The following is a 22254-nucleotide window of genomic DNA, read 5'->3' as shown; positions in this document are numbered from 1 at the left end:
CTAGTGAACCTAGTTTCCCCGAGTTGCAGTGAGTGCGGTAGAATAATGTTGGGATGACCTAAGTGTTGCTCTGTGTTAAGCAAACACCTCCACCACCACTCCGTGCTCATCTAAAGCATAAAACCCCTGAAAAATGGGGATTTTCTGTGGTAAATCGTCCTATTCCAAAAAAAATCGAATACTTTGAAAAATTCCCTTGCACAGTCGGTAGCCCTCGTTAGAATACAGAAGTCGAGCATACTGATTGGTAGCTCATATCACCCTAACGAGTAGGTTAGATCCAGTGAATCTCTAACAAAACGATTATCCCCTTAAGGGTTATTATTCGTTTTGTCTTTTACACCCTAGACGGTTTTATTCGGCTTGCCGTCTCTTCTGGTGTCTTGGCTTTTAGCAAGTTTTTGCTCCCTCGTATTGGTTTACTTTGCTATTTCCAGATACATGATTTGCGATGACTACCCGAGACGGTAGAAGAGTCGCCGCAAGCGTAATAGAAACTCAGGAGGCTGCGGCCTCCCCGCCATTCTGAACTTGTTGGAATGGCAAATTTGATCATTGGGGTCACACAACATCGCAGTCGCACAGCGACACAGTAACTTATGAGGTTTGTCTTATGAAGATATGAATGGTTCGCTGATCGGCAGAAAGTGAATAAGCCGACAAGTAACAGCGAACAGGGCAGACCAGTGAAGAACGAATCTTGCTGGGAAAGAGAACTTGGCTCAAAGGATTACCTGCTTTCTACAAATCAAATTCTATTTTAGTAAATCAAATTTTGAACCTTTTTGGAGTTAACATCATGCGTAAGTTGAATACATTGTTTGCTTTGGCTGTTATCACTTTTGGTGCTCAGGTTGCTAGTGCTGCCGTCGTGATTAACTTTACTGCACTGCCCGGTCCTTTTGGTGCTCCTGATGCGGCTTTGACGGGCTTTACGGCTTATCAGGTCGACGCAGCCACTAATGACGCAGCCTTGATTTCAGCGGTTGACTTGTCATTTGCTGGCCAAATGCATCAACGTTGGTCGGATACCAACTTTGATGGTACCCCTGACCCAACCCCACAAGGCCCCGCCTCCAATGGTCGTGGTGATAGCCACATGACTCCGATTGCAGGCGCGCTGATTGGTAGTGCACCGAGCGAAAACAATAACATTTTTCCGAGCCCACTTGCTGATACTGCCACGTTCGATTATGGAGTTGGCAACAGCCTGACTGGTGCATGGGGTATTCCTGGACCAAGCCAAACTGCAAATGCCACGCTTGGTTATGTTGTTATTCCTAGCAACGCATCAGTTGCTTTAACTTGGGCGATTGCGACCTCAAACGGTACGTTCAATGGTCTTACACAGATTGGTACTGCCATCGTTCCCGAGCCAACCAGCTTGGCTCTGGGTGGTTTGAGCCTGATCGGCTTGGCCTTCCGTCGCCGCCTGGCCTAATCGCCTTGCCCAACGGACTGAGAAGAGCGAGTTAAACGCAAAGCCTCTGCATCCAAGTGATGCAGGGGCTTTTTTTGTTTTCACCCCTTAACCTCCAGCCTTTGGCTTCTTACTTTGTTCAATCGCGACAACCGTCGCACCCTCGCGACACTTTTCCTGGCGAATCTTTCGGCGGAATGACGGGCCATGCTTCGCGCCGCTAGCGGTTCGGTTACACTAACTTGTGTGCCGGTAACAATTTCCAGCTTAAGACTGGATGTCTCGCGGAATCGAGAAGGCTCGGCTGGCACTCTGCTTGCTCTTATAGTCATTCTCGTGCAGGCGGGAATGACGCGCTTCTCTGAGTATCACCGCTTGTCCTCTGCAGGTACGAATTGTTTGGGGGAGGGCCCCACGATGCTAAAACACATTCCGATTGGTTTGATGGCCTTGCTCCTGGCCGGTGCCATGGCGGCATGTCTTTTCTCGCAAAGAATCTACGGTCAAGGATTGGGCCACCCGCTGCCCAATCGACAAGGGCTCACATTCCGGCCTGATGCCACTCAAGTCTGGCGCGAAGCCGCTGCGATGGGGCTCAGCTACAACGAAGCGCTAGCGGTGTCGCGCTTGCGAGCGAATTCCACGGTTCCGACACCGCTGCATCCACGCTTCCAAGCCGGAGCTGGGGCCGGCATGTATCAGCCCAATCATCCGGTTCGGAACGGCGTCGCGCTCACACCGTCGGTGCCAACAACGACGTATGGCCCGGCTCTGAGTAAACCCTTCTCCAACATGCGCCCCGCGCCGACCGCGTTCGAACGCTACTGGCCGCTCCTGCTGGAAGGCCGCGAAGATCCCAAAACGGGCGTGGTGATTTGGTACATACCGTGAATGCGGGCACGCATACCGGTCATCCTGAGAGAGGCTCGCCGACCGAAGGATCTAGTTTTAGCCAAGAGAGAAAAGTCCGGCGTGTAAGTCAGACTGGATGCACTGAGCCCTTAGCTCCCGGCTCTTGACTGATGGAAGCTAGATTCTTCGGTCGCTAAGGCTCTCTCAGAATGACTTTGTTGGAAAATCCACCCACGCATCCACGCGCATCGCCGCTTCGTGAGGGCAAGCATAAACGCAGGCGTGGCGATGCCCGCTGAGCGTGCTGCATTGATCGCACACGACGGCCCGTTCGGTAACGAGCTTTTCTTCGACATCCTCACGTTCGCTGGTGACCAAATCCAAACGCAGATCAAACATCATCGCGTCGAACGGCACGGGGGCCGTCACCTTGGCCGCGATGAGATGGGTCCCTTTACCGATCGCGGCGAGCGGCAGATTCGCCACATATTCGCCCCGCTTCGCCTGCGGGGAATCTTGTTCCAGTGTTAGTGGCGATCCGTCCAGCCAAAGCTCGAGCGACTTTCCCTTCGATGTGGCCAGCAATCGCCAAGTGTGATCTTCAACGAGCCGCGAGCGGTCCACGGTAAACGAATAGCGGAAATAGTAGTCGCCAGTGGCAGTAGCCCGTGCGACTAAGGCATTTTCGATGTCGGCACTGAGGGGCAACACGCCGTGTAACCAATGATGGGGCGTGTGTCCCGCCCCATACCATTTGCGCGAAGGCTCGGTTGCGGAACGAGTCCACCGCCAGGGAGCCCCCGCCTGAATGAGCGAGTCGTCGTGCATTTGAATCGAATCATACGGACATTGCCGCGCGCACATGCCACAGCCGATACACCAATCGCGAATCACGATTTGGCCATTCTCGCCTTGCTGAATCGAACCGACGGGGCAGCCGATCATGCAGACGGGGTCACGGCAATTACGGCACGACGAGGGGATCAGGTAGTCGCCAAACCGCGGACCGTCGAGAAACAACCGCGTGTGCCCGTCGTCGTGGGTGTCGATGCAAGCCTGCACGCAATCGCCACAGCGGGTGCAGCGATTGAGATCGATGAGCATCAGTTTTTGACCCTGCAGCAGTCCCAACTCTTCGGCGCGTTGCGATTGCGAAAGCGAGTGAATCGGCGCGCCAGCCACTTCCCGGTCGCTCGCGGTCCGTTTCGCCACCATCCGATCGACTTCCGCACGAACTTCAGGCGACATCTTCACGATTTCGTGAAACAGATCGGCTGGCACGCGGACGAGTTCCACGTTGGTAGCTTCAATCCCGGCATCGCCATGGGCATACGCGACACACGTAGCAGTCCGCGGCCGATCGAGTGCCAGACCGATCTCGCCGAGCGCATCGCCACGGCCCAAATAACGAAGTACACGCTGCACGCCGGCAGGTTCCGGGGGAGCAATCGCTTCGGGCAAAAGCAGGTGATAAAGAATTCGCGTGCCCCGGCGATTTTCAAGCGCCGTCCAATTCTTTACCTTGGCATCGAACTTGGCCCCATCGCGCTGAAAACGTTCGTGCGCCAACAACGGTGCCATTTCTTTGGCCGCGACCAGCTCACCCGACTTGGCTAACTCGTCGCACTCGGCTACGAACTGTTGCTGCAGCTCTGTCGATGGTCCTCCGGCGCAGTTGCTTAACGATTCCAACAGCGGCGCGGAAAGTTTTGCCCGCAAAACCGCAAGCGGCGTGTCGGGCATATTGTCGGTCACAAGCTGTTGAATAAGTACCGGCCAGTTGCCAATTCCCTCCGCAGCCAATCGCCAAGGAAAGGATTGCAGGACCTGCACCATTCCCGAGCGGACTACGTACATCGCCGTGGAAGAATCCCCTTCGTCCCACAACACTTCCCCGGGGGCACATTCCACAAGCTCGACCCGGCCGATGATCCGGCGGAATTGTTCCGGAGTGAGTAGGGCGAAGAGCGACAAACTGCGGAGATGGCCTTCCATCACGCGGTCACGATATTTTTGCTCCGACTGCTTCTTGTACTGCGGGTCTTTGCGCATTTGGTCGAGTACGTTCCGCAATATCTCAAGGGCATAGCACTCCTCGTCGGCTACAACGGTGGCGGAACGCGGCTGCCGGGTGAGGCAACTCATTTCGCCAAAGACTTCCCCCGCATAGATCGCCGCGCGACGGGTTTCGTAATTGATGTCGCTGGGGCCGTCATTGGGGATCAGATCAGGCCGATTCCCGCGAACCGATTGCGAACCATTTCCGCCCCACAGCTTGCGCCAAAAACCATTTGCGGGCGACGGGGAACCTCCCGTGGCGAGCAAGCGTGCGGTGGCTAATCGTTGTGGCTGGTTGGAAATTGCCGCCGGAGTCGGCAAACCGAGGCTCGTCCGATCCGCAGGGGTTAGCATGTAAAAAGCCGACCAACCGGCTTGACCTTGGCGGCAAATCACTTCGCCGGGTTGATAGTGCCTGAGTACGTAGCTGCCAGGGAACTTGGAGAACGACGGGGCTTTCTTAATCGCGGTAAAGAGGGCGAGCCCCCCCAACTGCTCCAGCGTGAGCGGCACGTCGGTGATGCGGGGAGAAAGTTCCGCGGTCGGATTAACAACGGTTTTGGCCACGGCTGTATCTCAAAGCTAGAGAATGCTAACCAATCGGAGTCATTCTAATACACGCGACCGTGTTGTCGAATGTCACTGACAGAGTTGCTATTGGAAAGCTGGAAATTGGGCCAACAATTTCCAAAATTACGTCATTCGCAAACGGGCAAAGCGACGTTCGTTTGGTTTCTTAATGCTGACAATCACTTTCAGTGAGCATATATCCCAGGCCCCGCACGGTCTGCACGTAATTGCCGACGCTTCCCAGCCGCTTTCTGAGATGAAAGATATGCGACTTGACGCTCCGCTCGTCAGGATTGCCTCTGTGTTCGGCAATCTCAGCACGTAGTTCGACGTGCGGGAACACTCGCCCTGGTCGGCGTGCCAACGTGCAGAGCAAGTGAAATTGAATCTTAGTAAGCTCAACGGCATTGTCATCGACAAATACGCGTAGCTTCACGGGATCAATCACGATGCTCCCCACGGTAATCAGTCGGTCCGTTTCGCCTTGAACCGCATTGAGCCGATTCTGACGGGTTCGCATGACCGCGCTCAAGCGAGCGAGCAGAACTCGGGTTTCATCAAGATGCGGACCCGAGATGTAGTCGTTCGCTCCGGCACGCAGACAATCGACGGCTTGGTCGGCGTCGAAATTTTCGGTCACGAGTATGATGGGAACATCCGCATGACTGCCGTCGCTAGCTCGCAGATCTTCGCAAAACTGGACAGGCGGCATATCGAGTAATCGATGCACCATAACCATCGAAAAGTTGCCCCACGAGTGGAGAACTTTCATGGCCTCGCGCCCCGAGGCGGCCGTCATGATGCGATAACCACCCTGGCGCAAGGCACGCTCTAAGCGATCACGCTGCTGGTTGCCGTTCGTGACTAGCAATACCAAAAGCGAGTTATGCTCGTTGTCTTGCTGCCAACGGCGTTGCGCCGCCTGCTTGTGCGACCCTTCATACTCGGCCGAGTCAGAGAATATGTTATTTGTGCTTTCAAACGAACGCTCATGCGATCGATCGTGGCTGTTGTTCGTTTCCAGCCTAGGCATCGTGCCTAAATTTCCTGCTGTTTCAAGCACTAAACCCATGGCAATTTCGTTCCCCTGCATAACCAACCTTTCCCCGGGACCGGTGGTCAACCAAGATTGGAAGTTGCTTCGCTTCAACGAAGATTCGTTGAAGGTTAAGAATAACAAACCCAAGGTTGCAAAACGGTTTAAGATTTATGAAGAAGCTGAGAAACCAGCTAAGTCTCGGCAATCCACAAGGACTAGTAGTAAACTTTACTGCAAACGTTGGACTGACCAGACAGCATGAAAAGTGACAGGTGCCTTCACACCATCAACTTAATTTCTTCATATTTGATCGGGTCACAACAATAGGTGTCGAACATTTGGGCTGAGAGATGCGGCAAACCGACAGAGCATCATGGCTAAAGGCGAAATGAAAATCGCTAATTGTCGGCTTCGATCGTCTCTTGAAGATTTCGCGTGCCCAGTGCTCGCCACACGGCCAAATCGATCGAGTCGTTGATCAGCGAGGTATGACCATCACCGTAGCCAACCACAACCGTGCCGGGATGCTCACTCCGTGCAGCGACGAGTGCATGCTCGTAGGCCGCATCGGGTATGGAACTATTGCTGCCGCAATCAATTCCTTCCCAATTAGGCGGAGCCACGTGATTGTATTCCGTGGCATCGTAACCCGCGAAGGGCCAACCGTTCGACCAAATGTCTCCCGGCAGCCAACGGCCCGCTCCGTAAAAAATCGGGCCTGTAATCGCAGGCTTGAGACAGCTGCTTAATAGTTGTTTAGCAGTAATATTCGACACGCTATTGCCTTGCCCCAAGCCAATCATGTCGTATTTCGTGACTTGAACGTCTGACCCACCGTAAACCGCGTTTCCGCTCCCTTTTGTGCGTTCAGAGAAAAAAATTGTTCTGGATAACCCGTCTTGATAGTCTTTTGACCGAAATCCCTTGGCACGATAGGAAAAAGCTCCGTTTCCGCCCGCAGGGTAAGAATCGCCTTCGGGAGAGGGTTTATCAGGACTGAATTTATCACTATCCGCGGTTGTATCGCCTGCCGAATGGCCAGCAAACGGAGTCGAGCCGCCGAAATTGCAACGATAATTGTTCTCGGAGATGATCAACTGAGTAAAAGGATCGCTGGGACAGATGAAAAGACCTGAAGCTGTGGCATAGGCGTCATAGTGTGGATTAATCGGTGTCGACCCATCGCTGCTTAACATTTGCTTCGACTGACCAAGATTAAAGTCAATCATGTCATACACATTGCCTTGCTCCATGTAGGGTAAGATCCAAATGTGAACCGAGAAATTATTGTTCCGTCTCCCCGGACGAGTTGGCCACGGAGGATACGAGCTATCCATGGATTTTTCTTCCCACCTCGTGCCATTGAGCACTTCAAAATCAGGCCTCTTGCGTCCCGGCGGAAAATAGCCCGTCGCGGCTTCATGGTTACATGCCGCCAGGCTCATTTGCTTGACGTTGTTGACACATTGCGTCCGCCGTGCGGCTTCTCGCGCTGCTTGGATGGCAGGCAACAACAGGGCGACCAACACCCCAATGATGGCGATCACCACCAACAGTTCGACCAAGGTAAAGCCAGGGAGCGAGGCTATCCCGCTATTGAGCTTCCGTACTTGTTTCATGGCACTTGGATCTCGATGGTTTGCTTGCCAGGTTTGACTTCCTGTTTAAGCGGTGTCGATCCCGGCAGCGAATGCTCGGGCGCAAGCCGAATCGGAACCCCTTGCCCGGTGGCTGAAGCAGCGAGTTGTAAATCGGTAAGAACAACACGATGCGATCCAACTACCGCGCCGAATTCCTTCGCTCCACCTGCTCCACTCATCACTTGCAACTTAAAGTGTCCGGAATCATCGGTGTCGGCCGTCGACACGGGGCCTTGTGTTCCGGCGTCGACGTCGGGAATAAACTGAATACCAATTTTTTTCCCGGGTTGACCATTGATTAGCAATGTTCCTTCAACTTCGGCGATTTCATACGAAGGTCCGCCGCCACAACCACTCAGCGCAAGCAGGGTACACGCTGCAAAAACGATGATCGCTCGATGACTAAAACCTGTTTTCATCACAGCTCACTCATGTCAACAATGTCGGCGGCGGCACGAGTCGATAACCTGGTCAAGATGATTTGGCTCAGAGAATCGTTGACATATCGGACCGATCCATCGCAGAACGCGAAGATGACGCCGCCAGGATGGCCACTGCCCCAACCGTTGTATCGCTTATCTTGGGCAATGATGTTGTTGGGAGAACTCGTATACGCCTGGACGGATTGATTAATGGGAACCGCTGACGAGCAGAAAATATGCGCTGTCCCTTTCATACCGCCAGCCCAGGCCCAGGCTGAGACTTGATACATTTTTTGACCGCTATTATTGCTAGTCCAGCTATCAAAAAATTCGTCGTGATGGAACTTTTCACCAAGAATGATCGTCTGAGTCGTGCCATCTGTGATGTCCTTGATTCTGACGGGAGGGAGGTCTTTATGATTCTCCACGAGAACATTCATCCCGCCGCCGCTTGTGGAGGCCGCCAGTTGATTGCTGGACCCCGTCAAAAACAAAACACCGTTTGGACGAATGGGAAACTGCGAGTACTGCACATAGTAGGAACCTTCGCCATAATTCCCGGCATAGCTGGTTGCTGAATAGTAACCATCAGGGGCGCCGTTTGAAGAAGTGCTGGGGAATGCTCCAGCGCCTCCCGTTAACTGATATGGATTCTCGGGGAAGACATCCGAAGGGCAAAGAAAGCCGGAAATCACGGTCGCTGCCCGCGAAGTGGTGGGGTTATCGGTAACATTTGTTGAAGGGAAACGCCCCGAGCCGGCGGGATTAAAGTCCCATTGACTATAAAGTCCGGCCTGCTCCAAATAGGGGAGCAATCGCACAAAGAAAGTGGCCTTAGTAAGATTCAAATTCGGCATCATTTCCATGCCGATGGGAAAAGCGCCTTGTGCACTTTCGTAATTGATGGCTGCCAAAGTAATTTGTTTGATGTTGTTTGTGCATTGCGTACGTCTTGCGGCTTCACGGGCGGCCTGAATGGCTGGTAACAGAAGAGCCACCAGGACTCCAATAATGGCAATGACAACCAGCAACTCGACAAGCGTGAAACCATGCCGACGCGATTTGCGGGCATATCGGCTGTCGAAAAGCAATCTTCTTAAACGTTGTTTCATTACACATTCCACATTGAATCAATAAAGGCACCGAGCCCGCCCGCTGCCCCAGCAAGGCGGGCTCGAATGCCAACCAACAAGAGACACCTTTGTAAATCCTGTTTATCTTTCACTAAGCGACACGATTGCGCTTGCCGAACAGGCAAGCGCCAATCGCCATAGCCAGCAACAAGGTGGATGGCTCGGGGACGGCATTAACCGCTACCAAGGCACCACCGTTGTAGGCAGCTTGCCAATCCGACAGATCAGTCGCGCTATGAGGATCGGGCGACTCGCCACGTTGCCAAGCCAAGAAATCGCGGCCCGTCACAACACCGTCGTCGTTGAAATCTCCCGGAACACCAACGCTGCCACCCACGGAGGCAGCGACGTCTAAACCACTAAATGAAGTGAAGAAGTCATTCTGATACCAGAAGACCGAGCTATTGTCAGAGAGTGTGCCATTCATCGCTTCTGCAACGAAGTTTGGAATCACACTGGTCACATTCTGTCCAAAACCACCCACATAGAGGTTGCCTTGAGAATCAAGAGCAATTTCACGACCCGTTGCTTGCGAATTACCATCATCCACGCTGGAAGAAATATCGATATGCGCGATTTCCTCAAGAGTGTCTTTATCCCAAACGAAAATTTCGGTTTCCGACCCACCGGAGAAGAAACCTGCCGAACCAATGATGATGTCCGGAGCGATGTGCTCGTTGTAAACCAAGCCAGTGAATTGCGCGTCACCTGGACTGCTGCTGAAAATGCCACTTTTTTCGATCATCCAGCTGGCAGTGGTGTTGGGAGTGCTAGTAGTGCCAAAGCTCGTGGAGCTAACGTCAAAGCTAATTAACTCACCAAACGCATTAAGGGCAAGCACTGTGTTGTTATCAAGCCAGGTGGTCGATTGGCTGGTGCCGGTCTTCAAAGGTGGCAAACTGCCAGTGCCGCCACTGCCGTCACCGGTCGCTGTTGAAATCCACCCGCTGATCGATGCACCGCTACCCGTGCCAGGTGCAGGGCCGGCATCGTATTGCAGCACATGGATCAAGCCACCATCGTTCGCGCCCCAAGCAATCTTGGTATTGTCCGGGCTCACCGACATACCACCACCACGGTCGGTGCGGGCACCACCAGTGGCATTTTTGATTCCCCACACGCTTTGAAACGCACCGCTCCCATTGGTGGCGAAATTAAAGATTTCAAACCCGGTGAAGGAGTTGCCAAAATTGGCACCGAGAAAATTGCCCGATGCGTTGTGGCTGATGCCATTGGCGTTGTCAAATTCGACACTTTGAATAAAGTTTTTCGACCAGGGAGTGGAAGTGGCACTGCCACCGAGTTCCGTCACACCGGGAACTGCGCCCGAGCCCGGGCGAACGATCCGAAAACTATCGGTCGAGTTACTATTCACGCCGACCACGAGATCATCTTGCTGAATTTGGGCGTCGGCACGTCCGGCCCCCCACAAAACCATGGTGCTCGCCAACAAAAGCGCGAGCGAACGAATTAGACTGATTTGTCGCATACCTTGTGACCCCTCTAGTTGCTATGAAAAAAATTCGATTCAGGATGCCGAGACCGCCCGAAGTTCTGCGAACATTCCTTAAAAAATAGCCAGTCGAGTTGAATAACGGCGTCATTTCGCAGGGTAGTCAATCAACACCATTTAGCTCGCAGTTCACGCAGAAAAAAATGTGAACTGACTCTCAAGGAAGGTTGCACGGTGGCCATTGTGAGAGGGCAACGTCCAAGTTCGGTCCAAGAAAAATAAACTTTGGGTGAATGTTCGATTCAGTTTTCGCTGTATCAGACTCGCTGCACGTATTAGAGATTTCACTTCTAGTTCCCAGCGCCTCTCAATCACCAAACTTATCTGATCTTCGCTGAATATCATCGGTCATGACGCTAAGACGGCGAGTTTGATATATGAAGACACGCTTGCCGTATGTTCACCGAAAGCGGCGCTAATCTTCATCTAACTTTCGCAATGCTTGGACGTCCCTTGAACCTGTGTCTGGCAACATAGTGGTCGCGACGAGAAGGACCAGCAGATTCCGATCCGTCGTTACAACATTGAACGATCAACTTTTGTTCTTGCCTTGGCTCGAAAGGAGCGACTAATGAAGTGGACAGCAATTCGAGGATTCCTCAGTGCCGCACTGGTCGGTACCGTGGTCGTCACCACAACGGCGGTAAATGCCGCCAACATTCATTCGAACGAAATTACCGACACGGCCCCGTCGTCATCAAATCCGTTTACTCTGGGACAAACGGTGGCCGCCAACATGACGGCATCGGGCATTGGACGTGGAAGCGGGCTCACCGGTAACGCCGGTAGCAATCGTTACAATGCCGCTGGGTTCAATAGCACGTTGGATCTCAACGACTATTTTTCTTGGACTCTGACGCCCAATTCAGGCTTTCAGATTGATTTCACCAATCTGACGGGCAACTACCAACGCTCCAGCACGGGCCCCACGACCTATGCGTTCCGGTCTTCTTTGGATGGTTACGCTGCCGATATTGCCACCGGGGCTATCACAGGTTCGGGTAGCGCAGTAGCTTTCAGCATGAATTTGGGAGGTGCGGCTTTCAATTCCGTGACTTCCGCGATCACTTTCCGTCTCTACGCTTACGGAGGAACCAGCGCGGCTGGCACGTTCAGTGTTAACGACTTTATTTTTGATGGCGCTGTTTCGGCACTAGCCACTGGCAACAACTCAACAATCACCGCCCCCGGCACTGCGGGCTTTGGTCGCATGATGCAAGGTCAAACCCCATCGTTGAACGTTAATCTCACCAAGATCGGAAGCGATGCGACAACCTACTCAGCCGTCGCGAGCAATAACGGGCTTACCGTAACTGCCGACGGCGCGATTGCCGGTGGTAGCCAAAACGAAATCGTAGGTCTGCAATTAGCTAACAACGCCAACGGTTCGGCCTCCACTGGAACGAAGGCTTATACCTTGACCGTCGACAACACGATCGGCACAAGCGCTGGTGCTGGTCAAGGTTCAGCGGATGCGAATGACGTGGTGAATGTTTCGGCCACAGTCGTTGGCAATCGCACGATCAACAGCTCGGCCGTCAACCTGGGCAGCGTGATTGTTGGTGCTTCCACAGGTGCGCAAAACACAACTTTGAGCACCACGGGTGACGACAACAACAACACCCGCGTCACCGTGAATGGAACCTCAGCAACCGATGGTTCTGTGACTGTCGCCGCAGGTTCCAGCCAACTCTTTGACGGTGCGGCTGATACCGTTCTTCGTAGTGTCACTGGCACGTTTGCCACAGCTGGCCCTATGAGTGGCGCGATCGGCCTCTCGAAGGCAGGTGAAGGTTTGTCGGGCGAAGCCGTCAATCCTGTGGCCGTGTCTTACACCGCTGCGGCGTTTGATTCCAGCACGGCTGCGTTTGCCGCCAACACTGCAAATGCTTTGACGATTGATTTCGGCACCTTCATGCAAGGCAGTGGAGTTCAATCGGTGAGCGAAGCCATTTTCAATGCTCTGCAAACCGCCGGTTATACCGCCGAGTTGGACTTCGATTCGATTTCCGGTAGCGGCGATACCAGTGTGTTGTTCACCGACTTGGCAAATGGCGAATTCACGGCATTGGCCGCTGGACTCTCCAACGCTTATTCTTTTCTGACATCCTTCGACACGAACAATGTGCCGGGCGTTTATTCGGCGACTTATACGCTGGGTCTTTCCGATGCCGACAATTATGCCGGTGCAGGCTTGGCTGGTTCGCAAGTTCTGACATTGAATGTCTCGGGTACGATTATTCCTGAACCATCGACGTTGTTGCTCGTCTTGCCTGGGTTGATCACCTTGCTGGCAAGGCGTGAACGGGTTGTCGATTGATTCGAGAACGACAATCGTGCTCTGCAGGGACTAGCGGAGTAGGCGGGACGAACGGACTAGGTTCGTCCCGCCGTTTCCATATTCAACCATTTATCAATAACAACTTTGCGGCGAGCAAACTAGAAATTCGGAGCAGCTAATGAAGAGGCACCTTGCCCTATCGATGGCTTTCGTGGCCATGATTACCCTTTTGTCGACCAACCTATTACGCGCCCAATACGACGCACCGGCCACCTACTACAACAGTGCAAATGGCACCGGTGCCACGTTGAAATCACAATTGCAAACGATTGTGAGCAGCATGACAGGCGTTAACTATGGGAATGCCCGCTACTCGGCACCCATTACGGATGCTGATCCCAACAATTCCAATAATATCATTCTGATGTATAACCGAGCTTCGGTTTCCTCGGCTTGGGACAGTGGCGCCACCTGGAATCGCGAGCATATCTGGCCAGTTTCTCGATTGGGTGTTTCCGATCCCGGCAATACAACGACGAATCTTTCGTCCGATCAATTTAATCTTCGTCCAGCCAATCCCAGCATCAACTCATCCCGGGGCAACACTCCGTTTGGTCTTGATTCGACAACGGGCAACTACGGCCATAATGGTGGCTATTACTATCCCGGCGATGCCGATGCCGGCGATACCGCCCGCGCACAGTTCTACATGTCCACTCGCTATAGCCAGCTGATTCTGAATGATGGCACACCCTCGGGCACGCAAATGGGCGATTTGTCATCGCTCGTTGCCTATCACTATCGCGACGTGCCCGAAACGTTTGAACGCCGACGCAACCACGCCATTTACGGCCTGGCTGGTGCTAATAGTCCCGCGATTAGCAATCCTTACCGCCAGTCAAACCGCAATCCTTACGTCGATCACCCTGAATACGTTTGGTCGGTGTTTGTTGATCAGCAAAACGATTCGCAACTCTACGTGGGCGGTTCGCCCAACGCAAGTGGCGGGTCAAACGTTAATCTGAATCTTGGTTCTGTATTGGTGGGTGCACCACTGCCTGGGGCCCAGAATGTGAACCTTACCAAAACCGGCCTCGATGGCACTTACTATGAAGTGACTCCCTCGGGCGCCGCCACTTCGTCGGTCACTGGCCGTTACAATGCCTTCCCTGTCCTGACTTCGGGAACGAGCAGCCGGTCGATTTCCGTCGGCCTTAACACCAACACTACCACAGCAGGTTTGCGTTCCGGGGCTGTCACAATTAACAACCTCGATATCACCACGGCCGGTGGAGCTGGTCGCGGCGCGAACGATGGGAATGACACGATTAATCTGGCACTCAACGTGCTCGACCATGCCAATCCCTCGTTTTCGTTGGTCAGCGACGCAGATTCGCTAGTTTACGATTTCGGTACGGTGCTACTTGGCAGCGCATCGCCGAGCTTTGGATTCAGCCTCGCTAACCTGGTTGCGACGACGGGATTTACGGCGGGCTTGGACCTTGATTCCGTACTTGGCAGCGGAGACGTCGGCGCGCTCACGACAGATTTGTCGTTGTTCAGTTCGCTCGATGCTGGTTTCACCAACGCCTTCACTGCCGCGCTGAATACTTCGAGCATCGGAACGTTCTCGGCAAGTTACAGCTTGCAGTTCTCTGACGAGAACCTTCCCGGTGCGGCCGCCTTGGGCAACATGACGCTCACGCTCATGGGCAGTGTTGTTTCGGTGCCAGAGCCATCCACGGTCTATTTGGTAGTGACCTGTGCTTTGTTTACACTGGCTGGGAAGCGGCAAAGAATCGTTCGTTAATTCTTTGGTTTAACAACAAGATTAGCAGGCACATGATCAGCAGGCTGTAGTCGACCAACCCAACCGCCACCAGGCGCGAATGGGAGGGTTAGGCTACTGCCTGCTGATACTTTTTTGGTTCCGTGAACAAGATCTATCGCCATACTGATCTTCAGCTAAGCAGATAGCTTGATGAGCGCTGCTTCCATGACCAATCCAGGTCCAAAGGCGAGCATCACGCAAAGGCCGTTCTTCTTTTCTCGCCGAAGTTCTTCTAAGACAAATAGCACCGTCGGCGACGACATATTGCCATAATCATTAAGTACGCGCCGCGAAGCTTCAAGATCGTGTGCCGATAATCCGAGCGATTCTTCACAAGCATCCAGAATGCGCGGTCCTCCCGGATGGATCGCCCACGAGCTGACGTCTTCGATCTTGACTTCTGATTGCGCGAGCCATTGTGAGATCGCTTCCTGCAAATAGCGGCGAATCTCGCCTGGAACGCGAGATGACAGATTCATTTCGAAACCATGATCGCCCACCTTCCACGACATGAGATCGCTGGTATTGGGAAGTCGCCAGGAAGCGTTTGCAACTACTTCTCCCCAAGAATTACATGATCCCCCTTTGCCAACAAGCGAAGCTGCTCCATCAGCAAACAAGGAGTTGCTCACAAAGTGCTCACTGCGGCTGCTGTATTGAAAGTGCAAACTACATAGCTCTACTGCGCAGACCAACACACGGCTTTTGGGGTTAGATTTCGCAAAAGAATTGGCCACCCGAATGGCATTGAGTGCTGCGTGACAGCCCATAAAACCAATATGCGTTCGGGCAACATCGGTGGGCAATTCGAGGCGCTCGCAGAGCGTAAGATCAACACCCGGAGAATGAAATCCTGTGCAAGAAGCCGTGACCAAATGCGTAATCTCTCGTCCCGTGAGATTTGCGCGGTGTAAAGCTATTTCAGCCGATTCCACTGCTAAATCGGCAGCTTTTTCTTGATAAAACATCATGCGCTCGCCGGTCGTTGGACCACGCTTGCTCGCATCCTCAGCGGGTGCGAAAAACGATTGATGCGCTGGAACTCCGTTTGTCGACGACTCTAAGATGACACAGCGGCGCGAACTCACTCCACTTTTGCGATACAGCTTGGTGATTGTCTCAGTATGTTGAATACCAAGCCCTTGAGTAACCAATGCTAAATTGGCCGCATCATCTTGCCTAATCATGTGGGGCGGGGTCGCGGTGCCTAAACCGAGGATGTGAAGTCCCATGTATTCTCGTTTCTCATTCTTTGAGGGGCGGGGTGAATGGAAGATACCAACGTGGAAAGTAGACGGGGAGCATGCCACGCAACTGATAGTCCTGTGTTGACAAGCCAAGGCTGTCGACACAAGACGCTTAAACCTCGACAAAGGGCATGCCTTGGGTCGGTAAGGTGATGGAAAATGTGATGCCACTTGCGAGCAATATTCGGGTGCCAGCCTGATTGTGCTGTCATGACTAAAGGAATCACTGCCTCGGCCGCTTGCATTGCGAGAGTCATTCCCTCGCCGGTAAATGGTTCAACATAACCCGCCGAGTCGCCTACCAGAAAAATTCCTTCGTCGGCTATGCAGGCGGCCCGGCGTGTTAAAGGCAAGGTCCCGCGAAGTTCACAATCTCCATACCGCGTGGCGTTCGCGACTTGGCATTGTTCTAGTACGCTAAAGACTGCTGCGCTTGCCCCTAGCTGACGAACAGCAATCGGATTAAGCGCAGCAGCCAAACTCACCCTGCCATCACCGAGCTTGATACGCCCGACGTAACCATGTCTGCCTATCGCCATCGAAAGTAGTCCCGCTGGCAAGCCTGAATCACTGACTTCAAGAAGTCCCCCGACACCGATTCGAGCAAATCGAGACGCAATTTGGCGAAATTTTGGTAGCCTTACCACGCAATTGTTCCCAAGTCCATCGCAGGCCAGCACGACTCGTGCATAAATATGTTGCTTGGAGTTCTGTGCTGATTTCAGCTCTATTCTCCGCAGGCCATCATCGAACCCGTCTGTTATTGTGGCGGTGGTTTCCATCCACAGGTGCGCACCGGATTGAATTGCAACTTTCGCCAGTTCTTCGTCAAAGCAAGACCGCAGTATTGCCGCACCGCCTGTCATCGAGGTAACGAATTGCCTGCGTTGACCGCGAAGTTCGAGTTGCTCGATAGGAACAGCGTAGGATTTCGTCAAGACAGTGTTCAGCGACAATTGCTTTAGTAAAGCGACTCCATCGGGGCTTAGGCAGCCACCGCAAACTTTATCTCGTGGAAATTTCTTGCGCTCGATCAACAAGATCTGTAAGCCTTGTCGCGCGAGCAAAGTCGCGGCCAGCCCGCCGGCTGGGCCTGCTCCAATGACGACCACGTCCCAAGGGTGCTGGCGTGTTCCTAAGCAGCTGCTGTTTTGCTGGCCGTCCATGGCTGCTCCCAAGTTATTAGATAGCGCTGTGGCCAATGCCGACGGAGAGTCGCTCCCGGCAAGCCCGCCTTAACAAACAACTGCTGGGCTTCGTTCTCACGAAACGCAGCCCGCACGGAAAGCGGCGCATCGACATGGACAACCGGTGAGCGTGTCAAAATGGCGCACCCCAACCAAGCCAATCCATATCCGCTTGCTGATCGACGCAAGTCGTCGACTAACAGAGCGTGATCTGCCACTGCTGCCAACCTTTTCAAAAGCGAAACGGCCTCGAATTCATCCAGGTGGTGCAAAAAAAGTGAACAAGTCACGATGTCGTAGGTTGATACCAATTGCTCACTGAGGACATCGCACTTGAAAAAGCGAATTGAACGTAACCCCGCGTTGGTAGCTTGTAATCTGGCGAAGTCCACGGCGGTGGGGCTTTTGTCGCAACCTTCGATCAGCAAATGCAAACCTGCTCGCTCCGAACGACGTTTCAGCCAAATTGCCAAGTCTCCTGCCCCACAGGCAACATCAAGCACTCTTAACGCTTTGAGTTTTCGTTTCCGGGCAATACGAACGATCGCCTTCCAAATTTGCCGTCGCGTCGTTCCCCAACAATTTGTCCGTGAGAGACCTCGTAAGGCTTCATGGTGGGCGTCCTTTGCCAATGTAGGCTGGTCCATCACTTCAGGAGCCAGCTGCCTCGCTCTGAACCAATCGTTCCACGTCTTATCGAAAAGAGTCGCCGACAACGATGTTTGTAGTAGATAGCTACCTGCTGTTACTGTGTTCATACTTTGCATCCTTGCGTGCTGCCAGAAAACTAATAACGGATCGAACTTGCCAATTTCATTCTTGAAGACAAGCCAGCGTTCGGTAGAGCAGGGGATCGACTTCATCAACTAGCCATGTACCATGGCCGTCGCCCCACAAAAAATTCACGCCGCCGGGATGGCGACTGTCAAATTCACACTCGTCGGCATCGTCGCGATTAGGTCCCAACAAAGCTTGTCCTGCCACGCGTCCCGCTGCGTCCTCACCTTCTAGGTCGATGCCCAGCCATGTTGCCGGAAGCTTCCGCGCGGTTCGTTCGCCGACAAATAATACGTGCGATGTACCTCGCAGGACCCGAGAAAAAGTCAAATCGCGATCGCGAACAAACGCACCCTCACCTTGCACAGAGAGCTCAGCATCAGGATCACTTGATCCGAATACTCCTAGATAGCTTGCCGCCGGTAACTCAACGATGACTTCGGTTGAGTTGGGTTCATGCGATTCATGGTCACCGATTTCCTTGAAAAGCTGAAAATGATCATCTTCGACGTCGGAAGCACACATATATGTTTCCAAAGTCGCTGTGCGTGCTGCCGCGTTGTTCGGCGAATCAATACCGGCGCGTTCGTCCACAAGTTGACGCAATTGATTCTGCTCCAAGTAAGGTAAAATTCGTGCTGCCCAACCGATGGCTGATGACGTTCCCGACACAGAGCTCCAGCCAGCTGGAATCCGGCCTTGCGTATCGTGGCAGTTGTGTAAGGCGATGCCGATCTGACGTAAATTTTGCAGGCAGTCCATGCGCCGAGCCGTTTCACGCGCGGCTTGGACGGCTGGCAGGATCAAACCCATCAGCACTCCAATCACGGTAATGCAAACGAGTAACTCAAGTACGGTGAATGCCCTTCGCAAGGGCACTTCACGAGACAGTGAATATCGATGACAACTCATAGTTAGTATGAAAATCAATTCAAGGAAACGTCGTAGTGATGGTGAAGTACTCTGTGAGAATCAATCTCATAGTCGCGAACTTCAATTCCCAATTCGCGTAATGCGCCAGCTGACCACTGAGGCCAGGGGGACCACAACCCCCGTGAAGATGCCGCCACGCTGATCGGCAACCAGGTCACCATGCACAAACAGGCAATCACGGCGAACTTAATCATCCAACGCTTTTGCACTGTTGATTGTGTGGAATTCCAATCTCGAGCAACCAGTCGCTGAATTCGCTCTTGGATTTGCGAAGCGCTTTCTTTCAATGCTAACCCAATTGGCAAGTTTGGCGATGCAGCCTGACACTCAGCGAGCATCATCAGGCCCTTGAGGTATTCGATGGCTTCGGTCCGAGAACGAACAGCGCCGCCATCGGCGATAAATTCGCGCTGCAAGGCGGCTCGACGCGAAGCTCGCCAAACAGCGGGATGATACCAATAAAGGATTTCAACAAGCCGCTGTAGGAATAAATAAAACGGATGATTGGCGCGTAAGTGCGAAATTTCGTGCCCCACGATAGTATGGACCATGTCGAACGAAGCCGAGAGCAAGGCACGGGGCAAGACAATCAGCGGCTGATACATTTGCCAACAGTAAGGACTCATCAGTTGGTCAGTGGTGCGGATTTTGACAGCATGCCTCGAATTCAGGTTTGTTTTGATTCCCGCAAGCAGTGCTCGTTGTAGATCTGCTTCAATGGGATCAGTGGCGCGCAGGACATTCATTGATTTCAACATGCCAAGCAGCAAGGCCGTGAAACCCACAATCACACCGGTGCCCCACACGCTCAAAGCTGTCCAAGCAACATACGTTTGCCAATCAAGGACCTTGACGACGCTTTCACTCTCAAGGAACACACTGATTGGCAATATCCTCACGTGAGGGCCGGCCCAAGCGAGTACGGTCAGTGTAAGAACCAATATGTAAAAGGCATTCCACAGCCGATCTTTGGACTCATCCGAGCTTTCACGTCGCTCAATCCAATTCGTGGCGAAGTACAAAATCGCTACTTGCACGGTCAAAGACAGCAGTATTTCAAGCGCTGACGGCAAACTCATGACTTGGCTTCCAGTTGCTCAACGGCCGCGCGCAACGCCGCGACATCGCTTTTGCTCATCTTTTCTTCAGACAACAAATTGATCACCAGTGAAGGCAAACGGTTGCCAAAGAGCAACTCCTTCAAATCGCCAATCATTGAAAGTGAAATCTCGTCACGGGTAATGCTGGGACTATACACAAATGCGCGACCTATTTTATTCCGATTTAGAACGCCCTTCTTGCAATGCAACAAACTGAGCGTCGTCATGACCGTCGTGTAGGCCAATGGGCGTTCGAGTTTGTCGCAGACTTGCTGCACGGTTCCTTCGCCCAAATCCCATAAGACATCCATCAGCTCAAGTTCATATCGCGTGAGTCGGTGTTCCATGAGGATCACGGCTCCTTGGTAAAAAATTACGAAATGTTCAACCTCGAGAAGTGCCCTAGACTCATCAACGATGTTTGTAGTAATTCTCGTTGCAGTATGTTCATCGAACTTGGGTTCGTGAGTCAATCTCAGTTTTTTGCGGAGGTTGCTAGCAACCCTAGACTATCTGTTTTCTAGGAGTTTCCCTGATGGGTACGTTCCAGTTTGCTCGAAGTTCGCGTCCGTTGGCCATCGCTTTCAGTTGGTTTTTTCTTCACAACATCGCTACCGCGCAACTCCCCACCGAGCCGCAAGTGCCGGCGAAAAGTCTTGCTCAGGGCGAGGTCGACACGCAGCGCAGTCGCGTTTACATCCGTGTGGGTAAAACGGGATTCGGGCATGAGCATGCCGTGGTCGGCATGTTGAAAGCAGGGCAAGTCTTACTGGGACATGAGGACAATGCTGGCGAACTTATCTTCGAAATAGGCAGTTTTGTGGCTGATCCTGACTACGCTCGTCAGTACATCGGCTTAGAGGGCTTGTCTGACCCCGCCACGCAACAAAAAGTGACGGCTAACATGCGAGGGTCCGAGGTACTCGACGTGGCACGCTTCCCAACGGCTAACTTTCGGATCAAATCTGCTCGCTTAACCCAGCGTAAAAGTTCCAAAGGATTGGCTGTTCATGAGTTCTCAGGCGAGTTCTCACTGCATGGTGTAACTCGAGCAATTCAATTTCCCGTGGAAGTGGAACAGTTTGATGGTTGGGCACATGTCCGCGGCAGTTTCAAGATTCGTCAAACAGATTTTGGCATGACGCCGTTTTCAAAAGCCTTCGGCACGATTGGTGTCGCAAACGAGCTCCAAATCTTCGGCGACCTTTATATAGCTCAGCGATAACTACAATTCATTTTTCTTTAGCAGGGATGGCCTAGCCATGAAAGCCGCAGAACTAAAACTGCCAATGACCTATACACGTGCTGCAGGAATTGCTGTGGGTTGGTCTACACAAATTCTCTTTGGCATTACGGTTTGGTACTTGTATTGGTTTTTGCAAGATGGCAAACAAGCAACTCGAAACACGTCCTTACTTTGGGATGCCTTTTTAGCATTACAGTTTGCGATTCCTCACAGCATTCTTTTGCTGCCAGCCGTCAAGAAGAAACTTACCAAGTTTATTCACCCTGCCTTTTATGGGCTGATGTTTTGCGCTGTCACGTGTTTTAGTCTACTACTTCTCATTGATTGTTGGCAGACGCATGGCTATGAGCTTTGGCACTTTCAAGGCATTGGTGGCATACTGATGAGAATTTGCTTCATTGCTTCCTGGTTCGCCTTGTACTACAGCATTAATCTTACGGGATTGGGCTATCAAACAGGCTATACACCCTGGTCCTATTGGCTGCACGGAGAATCTGTTCCAGCTCGTCCGTTTCAACCTCGAGGCGCCTATCATATGCTGCGCCATCCCGTCTATTTAAGTTTCCTAGGACTGATCTGGTTCACGCCCAGGATGACGCTCGACCATGCGCTGCTGACCGCAACTTGGACGGTATACATTTTCACAGGAAGTTGGTTAAAAGATCGCCGTCTCGCCTACTATCTTGGACGATCGTATCAAGACTATGCAGCCAAAGTGCCAGCCTACGTCTCAATTCCCTTCCGAGGCCTCTTCGCCAAGCACGTAAAAGCAGCCATCTTCCGCGCCAATCACTAACATTCATACGACGTTATCTACGAGCAGAATTGGGCACGGAGACTTGGCACTGAACGTCATTTCCCGCATCGCACAGCCATTTGTCTTCGCAAAAACGAGAAAATGACCTATTGAAAAACTATTGATGGCTCGAATTAGAGATTCCCACTTTCAGGCCCTATTGAAGAACATCGTGTTTGGATTACGTTAGTTGTAAATTCTCCCCAGTA

At 52.6% G+C, this 22254-nt stretch carries 18 protein-coding genes; 6 read left to right on the top strand and 12 right to left on the bottom strand.

All coding sequences use genetic code 11. The annotated features are described in order from the left end of the window. Positions 1-700 precede the first annotated feature (700 nt). Both SH678x_RS19420 and SH678x_RS19415 read left to right on the top strand, forming a co-directional pair. Entirely contained in the window at positions 701-1441 is a 741-nt protein-coding gene (locus tag SH678x_RS19420) for a PEP-CTERM sorting domain-containing protein (RefSeq protein WP_496920113.1), read from the top strand. 186 nt (positions 1442-1627) lie between these two features. Continuing rightward, positions 1628-2311 (top strand): hypothetical protein, encoded by a 684-nt coding sequence (locus SH678x_RS19415; protein ID WP_496920112.1) that lies wholly within the window; start codon positions 1628-1630, stop codon positions 2309-2311. Between the two features lie 165 nt (positions 2312-2476). Here SH678x_RS19415 and SH678x_RS19410 read toward each other — a convergent pair whose 3' ends face one another. From SH678x_RS19410 to SH678x_RS19385, 6 genes are all read right to left on the bottom strand, one after another. Next, entirely contained in the window at positions 2477-4897 is a 2421-nt protein-coding gene (locus SH678x_RS19410; RefSeq protein ID WP_496920111.1) for a cyclic nucleotide-binding domain-containing protein, read from the bottom strand. 169 nt (positions 4898-5066) lie between these two features. Further along, on the bottom strand, positions 5067-5993 hold the full coding sequence (locus tag SH678x_RS19405; protein WP_496920110.1) for a response regulator transcription factor: 927 nt from the start codon (positions 5991-5993) through the stop codon (positions 5067-5069). 344 nt (positions 5994-6337) lie between these two features. Continuing rightward, complete coding sequence (locus SH678x_RS19400) at positions 6338-7558, bottom strand: DUF1559 family PulG-like putative transporter (protein WP_496920109.1); 1221 nt, start codon at positions 7556-7558, stop codon at positions 6338-6340. Continuing rightward, complete coding sequence (locus tag SH678x_RS19395) at positions 7555-7998, bottom strand: hypothetical protein (RefSeq protein WP_496920108.1); 444 nt, start codon at positions 7996-7998, stop codon at positions 7555-7557. Before SH678x_RS19395 ends, SH678x_RS19400 begins: the two co-directional genes overlap by 4 nt. Then, complete coding sequence (locus SH678x_RS19390; RefSeq protein ID WP_496920107.1) at positions 7998-9113, bottom strand: DUF1559 family PulG-like putative transporter; 1116 nt, start codon at positions 9111-9113, stop codon at positions 7998-8000. The genes SH678x_RS19395 and SH678x_RS19390 overlap by 1 nt, the downstream gene beginning before the upstream one ends. A 112-nt stretch (positions 9114-9225) precedes the next feature. Further along, positions 9226-10623 carry a hypothetical protein gene (locus SH678x_RS19385; RefSeq protein WP_496920106.1) on the bottom strand — a complete coding sequence of 466 codons (1398 nt, stop codon included), beginning with the start codon at positions 10621-10623 and terminating at the stop codon, positions 9226-9228. Between the two features lie 595 nt (positions 10624-11218). Between SH678x_RS19385 and SH678x_RS19380 the strand changes: the two genes are divergently transcribed. Next, the gene (locus SH678x_RS19380) at positions 11219-12967 is read left to right on the top strand and encodes a beta strand repeat-containing protein (RefSeq protein ID WP_496920105.1); all 1749 of its coding nucleotides are present in this window, start codon (positions 11219-11221) and stop codon (positions 12965-12967) included. 139 nt (positions 12968-13106) lie between these two features. Next, positions 13107-14738 carry an endonuclease I family protein gene (locus SH678x_RS19375; protein WP_496920104.1) on the top strand — a complete coding sequence of 544 codons (1632 nt, stop codon included), beginning with the start codon at positions 13107-13109 and terminating at the stop codon, positions 14736-14738. 155 nt (positions 14739-14893) lie between these two features. On the opposite strand, the gene SH678x_RS19370 is transcribed toward SH678x_RS19375, so the two are convergent. The 6 genes from SH678x_RS19370 to SH678x_RS19345 are packed head-to-tail and all read right to left on the bottom strand — an operon-like array spanning position 14894 to position 20350. Next, entirely contained in the window at positions 14894-15991 is a 1098-nt protein-coding gene (locus SH678x_RS19370) for a type III polyketide synthase (protein WP_496920103.1), read from the bottom strand. Next, positions 15967-17172 carry an NAD(P)/FAD-dependent oxidoreductase gene (locus SH678x_RS19365; protein ID WP_496920102.1) on the bottom strand — a complete coding sequence of 402 codons (1206 nt, stop codon included), beginning with the start codon at positions 17170-17172 and terminating at the stop codon, positions 15967-15969. Before SH678x_RS19365 ends, SH678x_RS19370 begins: the two co-directional genes overlap by 25 nt. Beyond that, positions 17142-17951 (bottom strand): methyltransferase domain-containing protein, encoded by an 810-nt coding sequence (locus tag SH678x_RS19360; RefSeq protein ID WP_496920101.1) that lies wholly within the window; start codon positions 17949-17951, stop codon positions 17142-17144. Before SH678x_RS19360 ends, SH678x_RS19365 begins: the two co-directional genes overlap by 31 nt. A gap of 55 nt (positions 17952-18006) precedes the next feature. Beyond that, on the bottom strand, positions 18007-18882 hold the full coding sequence (locus SH678x_RS19355; RefSeq protein WP_496920100.1) for a DUF1559 family PulG-like putative transporter: 876 nt from the start codon (positions 18880-18882) through the stop codon (positions 18007-18009). A 14-nt stretch (positions 18883-18896) separates the two neighbouring features. Further along, entirely contained in the window at positions 18897-19982 is a 1086-nt protein-coding gene (locus SH678x_RS19350) for a M56 family metallopeptidase (protein WP_496920099.1), read from the bottom strand. Next, on the bottom strand, positions 19979-20350 hold the full coding sequence (locus SH678x_RS19345; protein ID WP_496920098.1) for a BlaI/MecI/CopY family transcriptional regulator: 372 nt from the start codon (positions 20348-20350) through the stop codon (positions 19979-19981). The genes SH678x_RS19350 and SH678x_RS19345 overlap by 4 nt, the downstream gene beginning before the upstream one ends. Before the next feature lie 188 nt (positions 20351-20538). Between SH678x_RS19345 and SH678x_RS19340 the strand changes: the two genes are divergently transcribed. Together SH678x_RS19340 and SH678x_RS19335 are read left to right on the top strand one after the other, a co-directional pair. Next, on the top strand, positions 20539-21228 hold the full coding sequence (locus tag SH678x_RS19340; protein WP_496920097.1) for a YceI family protein: 690 nt from the start codon (positions 20539-20541) through the stop codon (positions 21226-21228). A gap of 37 nt (positions 21229-21265) precedes the next feature. Next, complete coding sequence (locus SH678x_RS19335; RefSeq protein WP_496920096.1) at positions 21266-22045, top strand: hypothetical protein; 780 nt, start codon at positions 21266-21268, stop codon at positions 22043-22045. Positions 22046-22254: the final 209 nt, after the last annotated feature.

Source organism: Bythopirellula superficialaquae, assembly GCF_059632245.1.
Note: the sequence above shows the minus strand (reverse complement) of the source record. Positions and strands in the feature narration are given on the sequence as shown.

Bases quoted from the DNA above. Each gene is read 5' to 3' on its own strand.
- SH678x_RS19405 (WP_496920110.1), bottom strand. From the start codon at position 5,993: ATGCAGGGGAACGAAATTGCCATGGGTTTAGTGCTTGAAACAGCAGGA.
- SH678x_RS19365 (WP_496920102.1), bottom strand. From the start codon at position 17,172: ATGGACGGCCAGCAAAACAGCAGCTGCTTAGGAACACGCCAGCACCCT.
- SH678x_RS19395 (WP_496920108.1), bottom strand. From the start codon at position 7,998: ATGAAAACAGGTTTTAGTCATCGAGCGATCATCGTTTTTGCAGCGTGT.
- SH678x_RS19360 (WP_496920101.1), bottom strand. From the start codon at position 17,951: ATGAACACAGTAACAGCAGGTAGCTATCTACTACAAACATCGTTGTCG.
- SH678x_RS19335 (WP_496920096.1), top strand. From the start codon at position 21,266: ATGAAAGCCGCAGAACTAAAACTGCCAATGACCTATACACGTGCTGCA.
- SH678x_RS19380 (WP_496920105.1), top strand. From the start codon at position 11,219: ATGAAGTGGACAGCAATTCGAGGATTCCTCAGTGCCGCACTGGTCGGT.
- SH678x_RS19345 (WP_496920098.1), bottom strand. From the start codon at position 20,350: ATGGAACACCGACTCACGCGATATGAACTTGAGCTGATGGATGTCTTA.
- SH678x_RS19385 (WP_496920106.1), bottom strand. From the start codon at position 10,623: ATGCGACAAATCAGTCTAATTCGTTCGCTCGCGCTTTTGTTGGCGAGC.
- SH678x_RS19400 (WP_496920109.1), bottom strand. From the start codon at position 7,558: ATGAAACAAGTACGGAAGCTCAATAGCGGGATAGCCTCGCTCCCTGGC.
- SH678x_RS19415 (WP_496920112.1), top strand. From the start codon at position 1,628: ATGCTTCGCGCCGCTAGCGGTTCGGTTACACTAACTTGTGTGCCGGTA.
- SH678x_RS19355 (WP_496920100.1), bottom strand. From the start codon at position 18,882: ATGAGTTGTCATCGATATTCACTGTCTCGTGAAGTGCCCTTGCGAAGG.
- SH678x_RS19370 (WP_496920103.1), bottom strand. From the start codon at position 15,991: ATGGGACTTCACATCCTCGGTTTAGGCACCGCGACCCCGCCCCACATG.
- SH678x_RS19375 (WP_496920104.1), top strand. From the start codon at position 13,107: ATGAAGAGGCACCTTGCCCTATCGATGGCTTTCGTGGCCATGATTACC.
- SH678x_RS19350 (WP_496920099.1), bottom strand. From the start codon at position 19,982: ATGAGTTTGCCGTCAGCGCTTGAAATACTGCTGTCTTTGACCGTGCAA.
- SH678x_RS19390 (WP_496920107.1), bottom strand. From the start codon at position 9,113: ATGAAACAACGTTTAAGAAGATTGCTTTTCGACAGCCGATATGCCCGC.
- SH678x_RS19340 (WP_496920097.1), top strand. From the start codon at position 20,539: ATGGGTACGTTCCAGTTTGCTCGAAGTTCGCGTCCGTTGGCCATCGCT.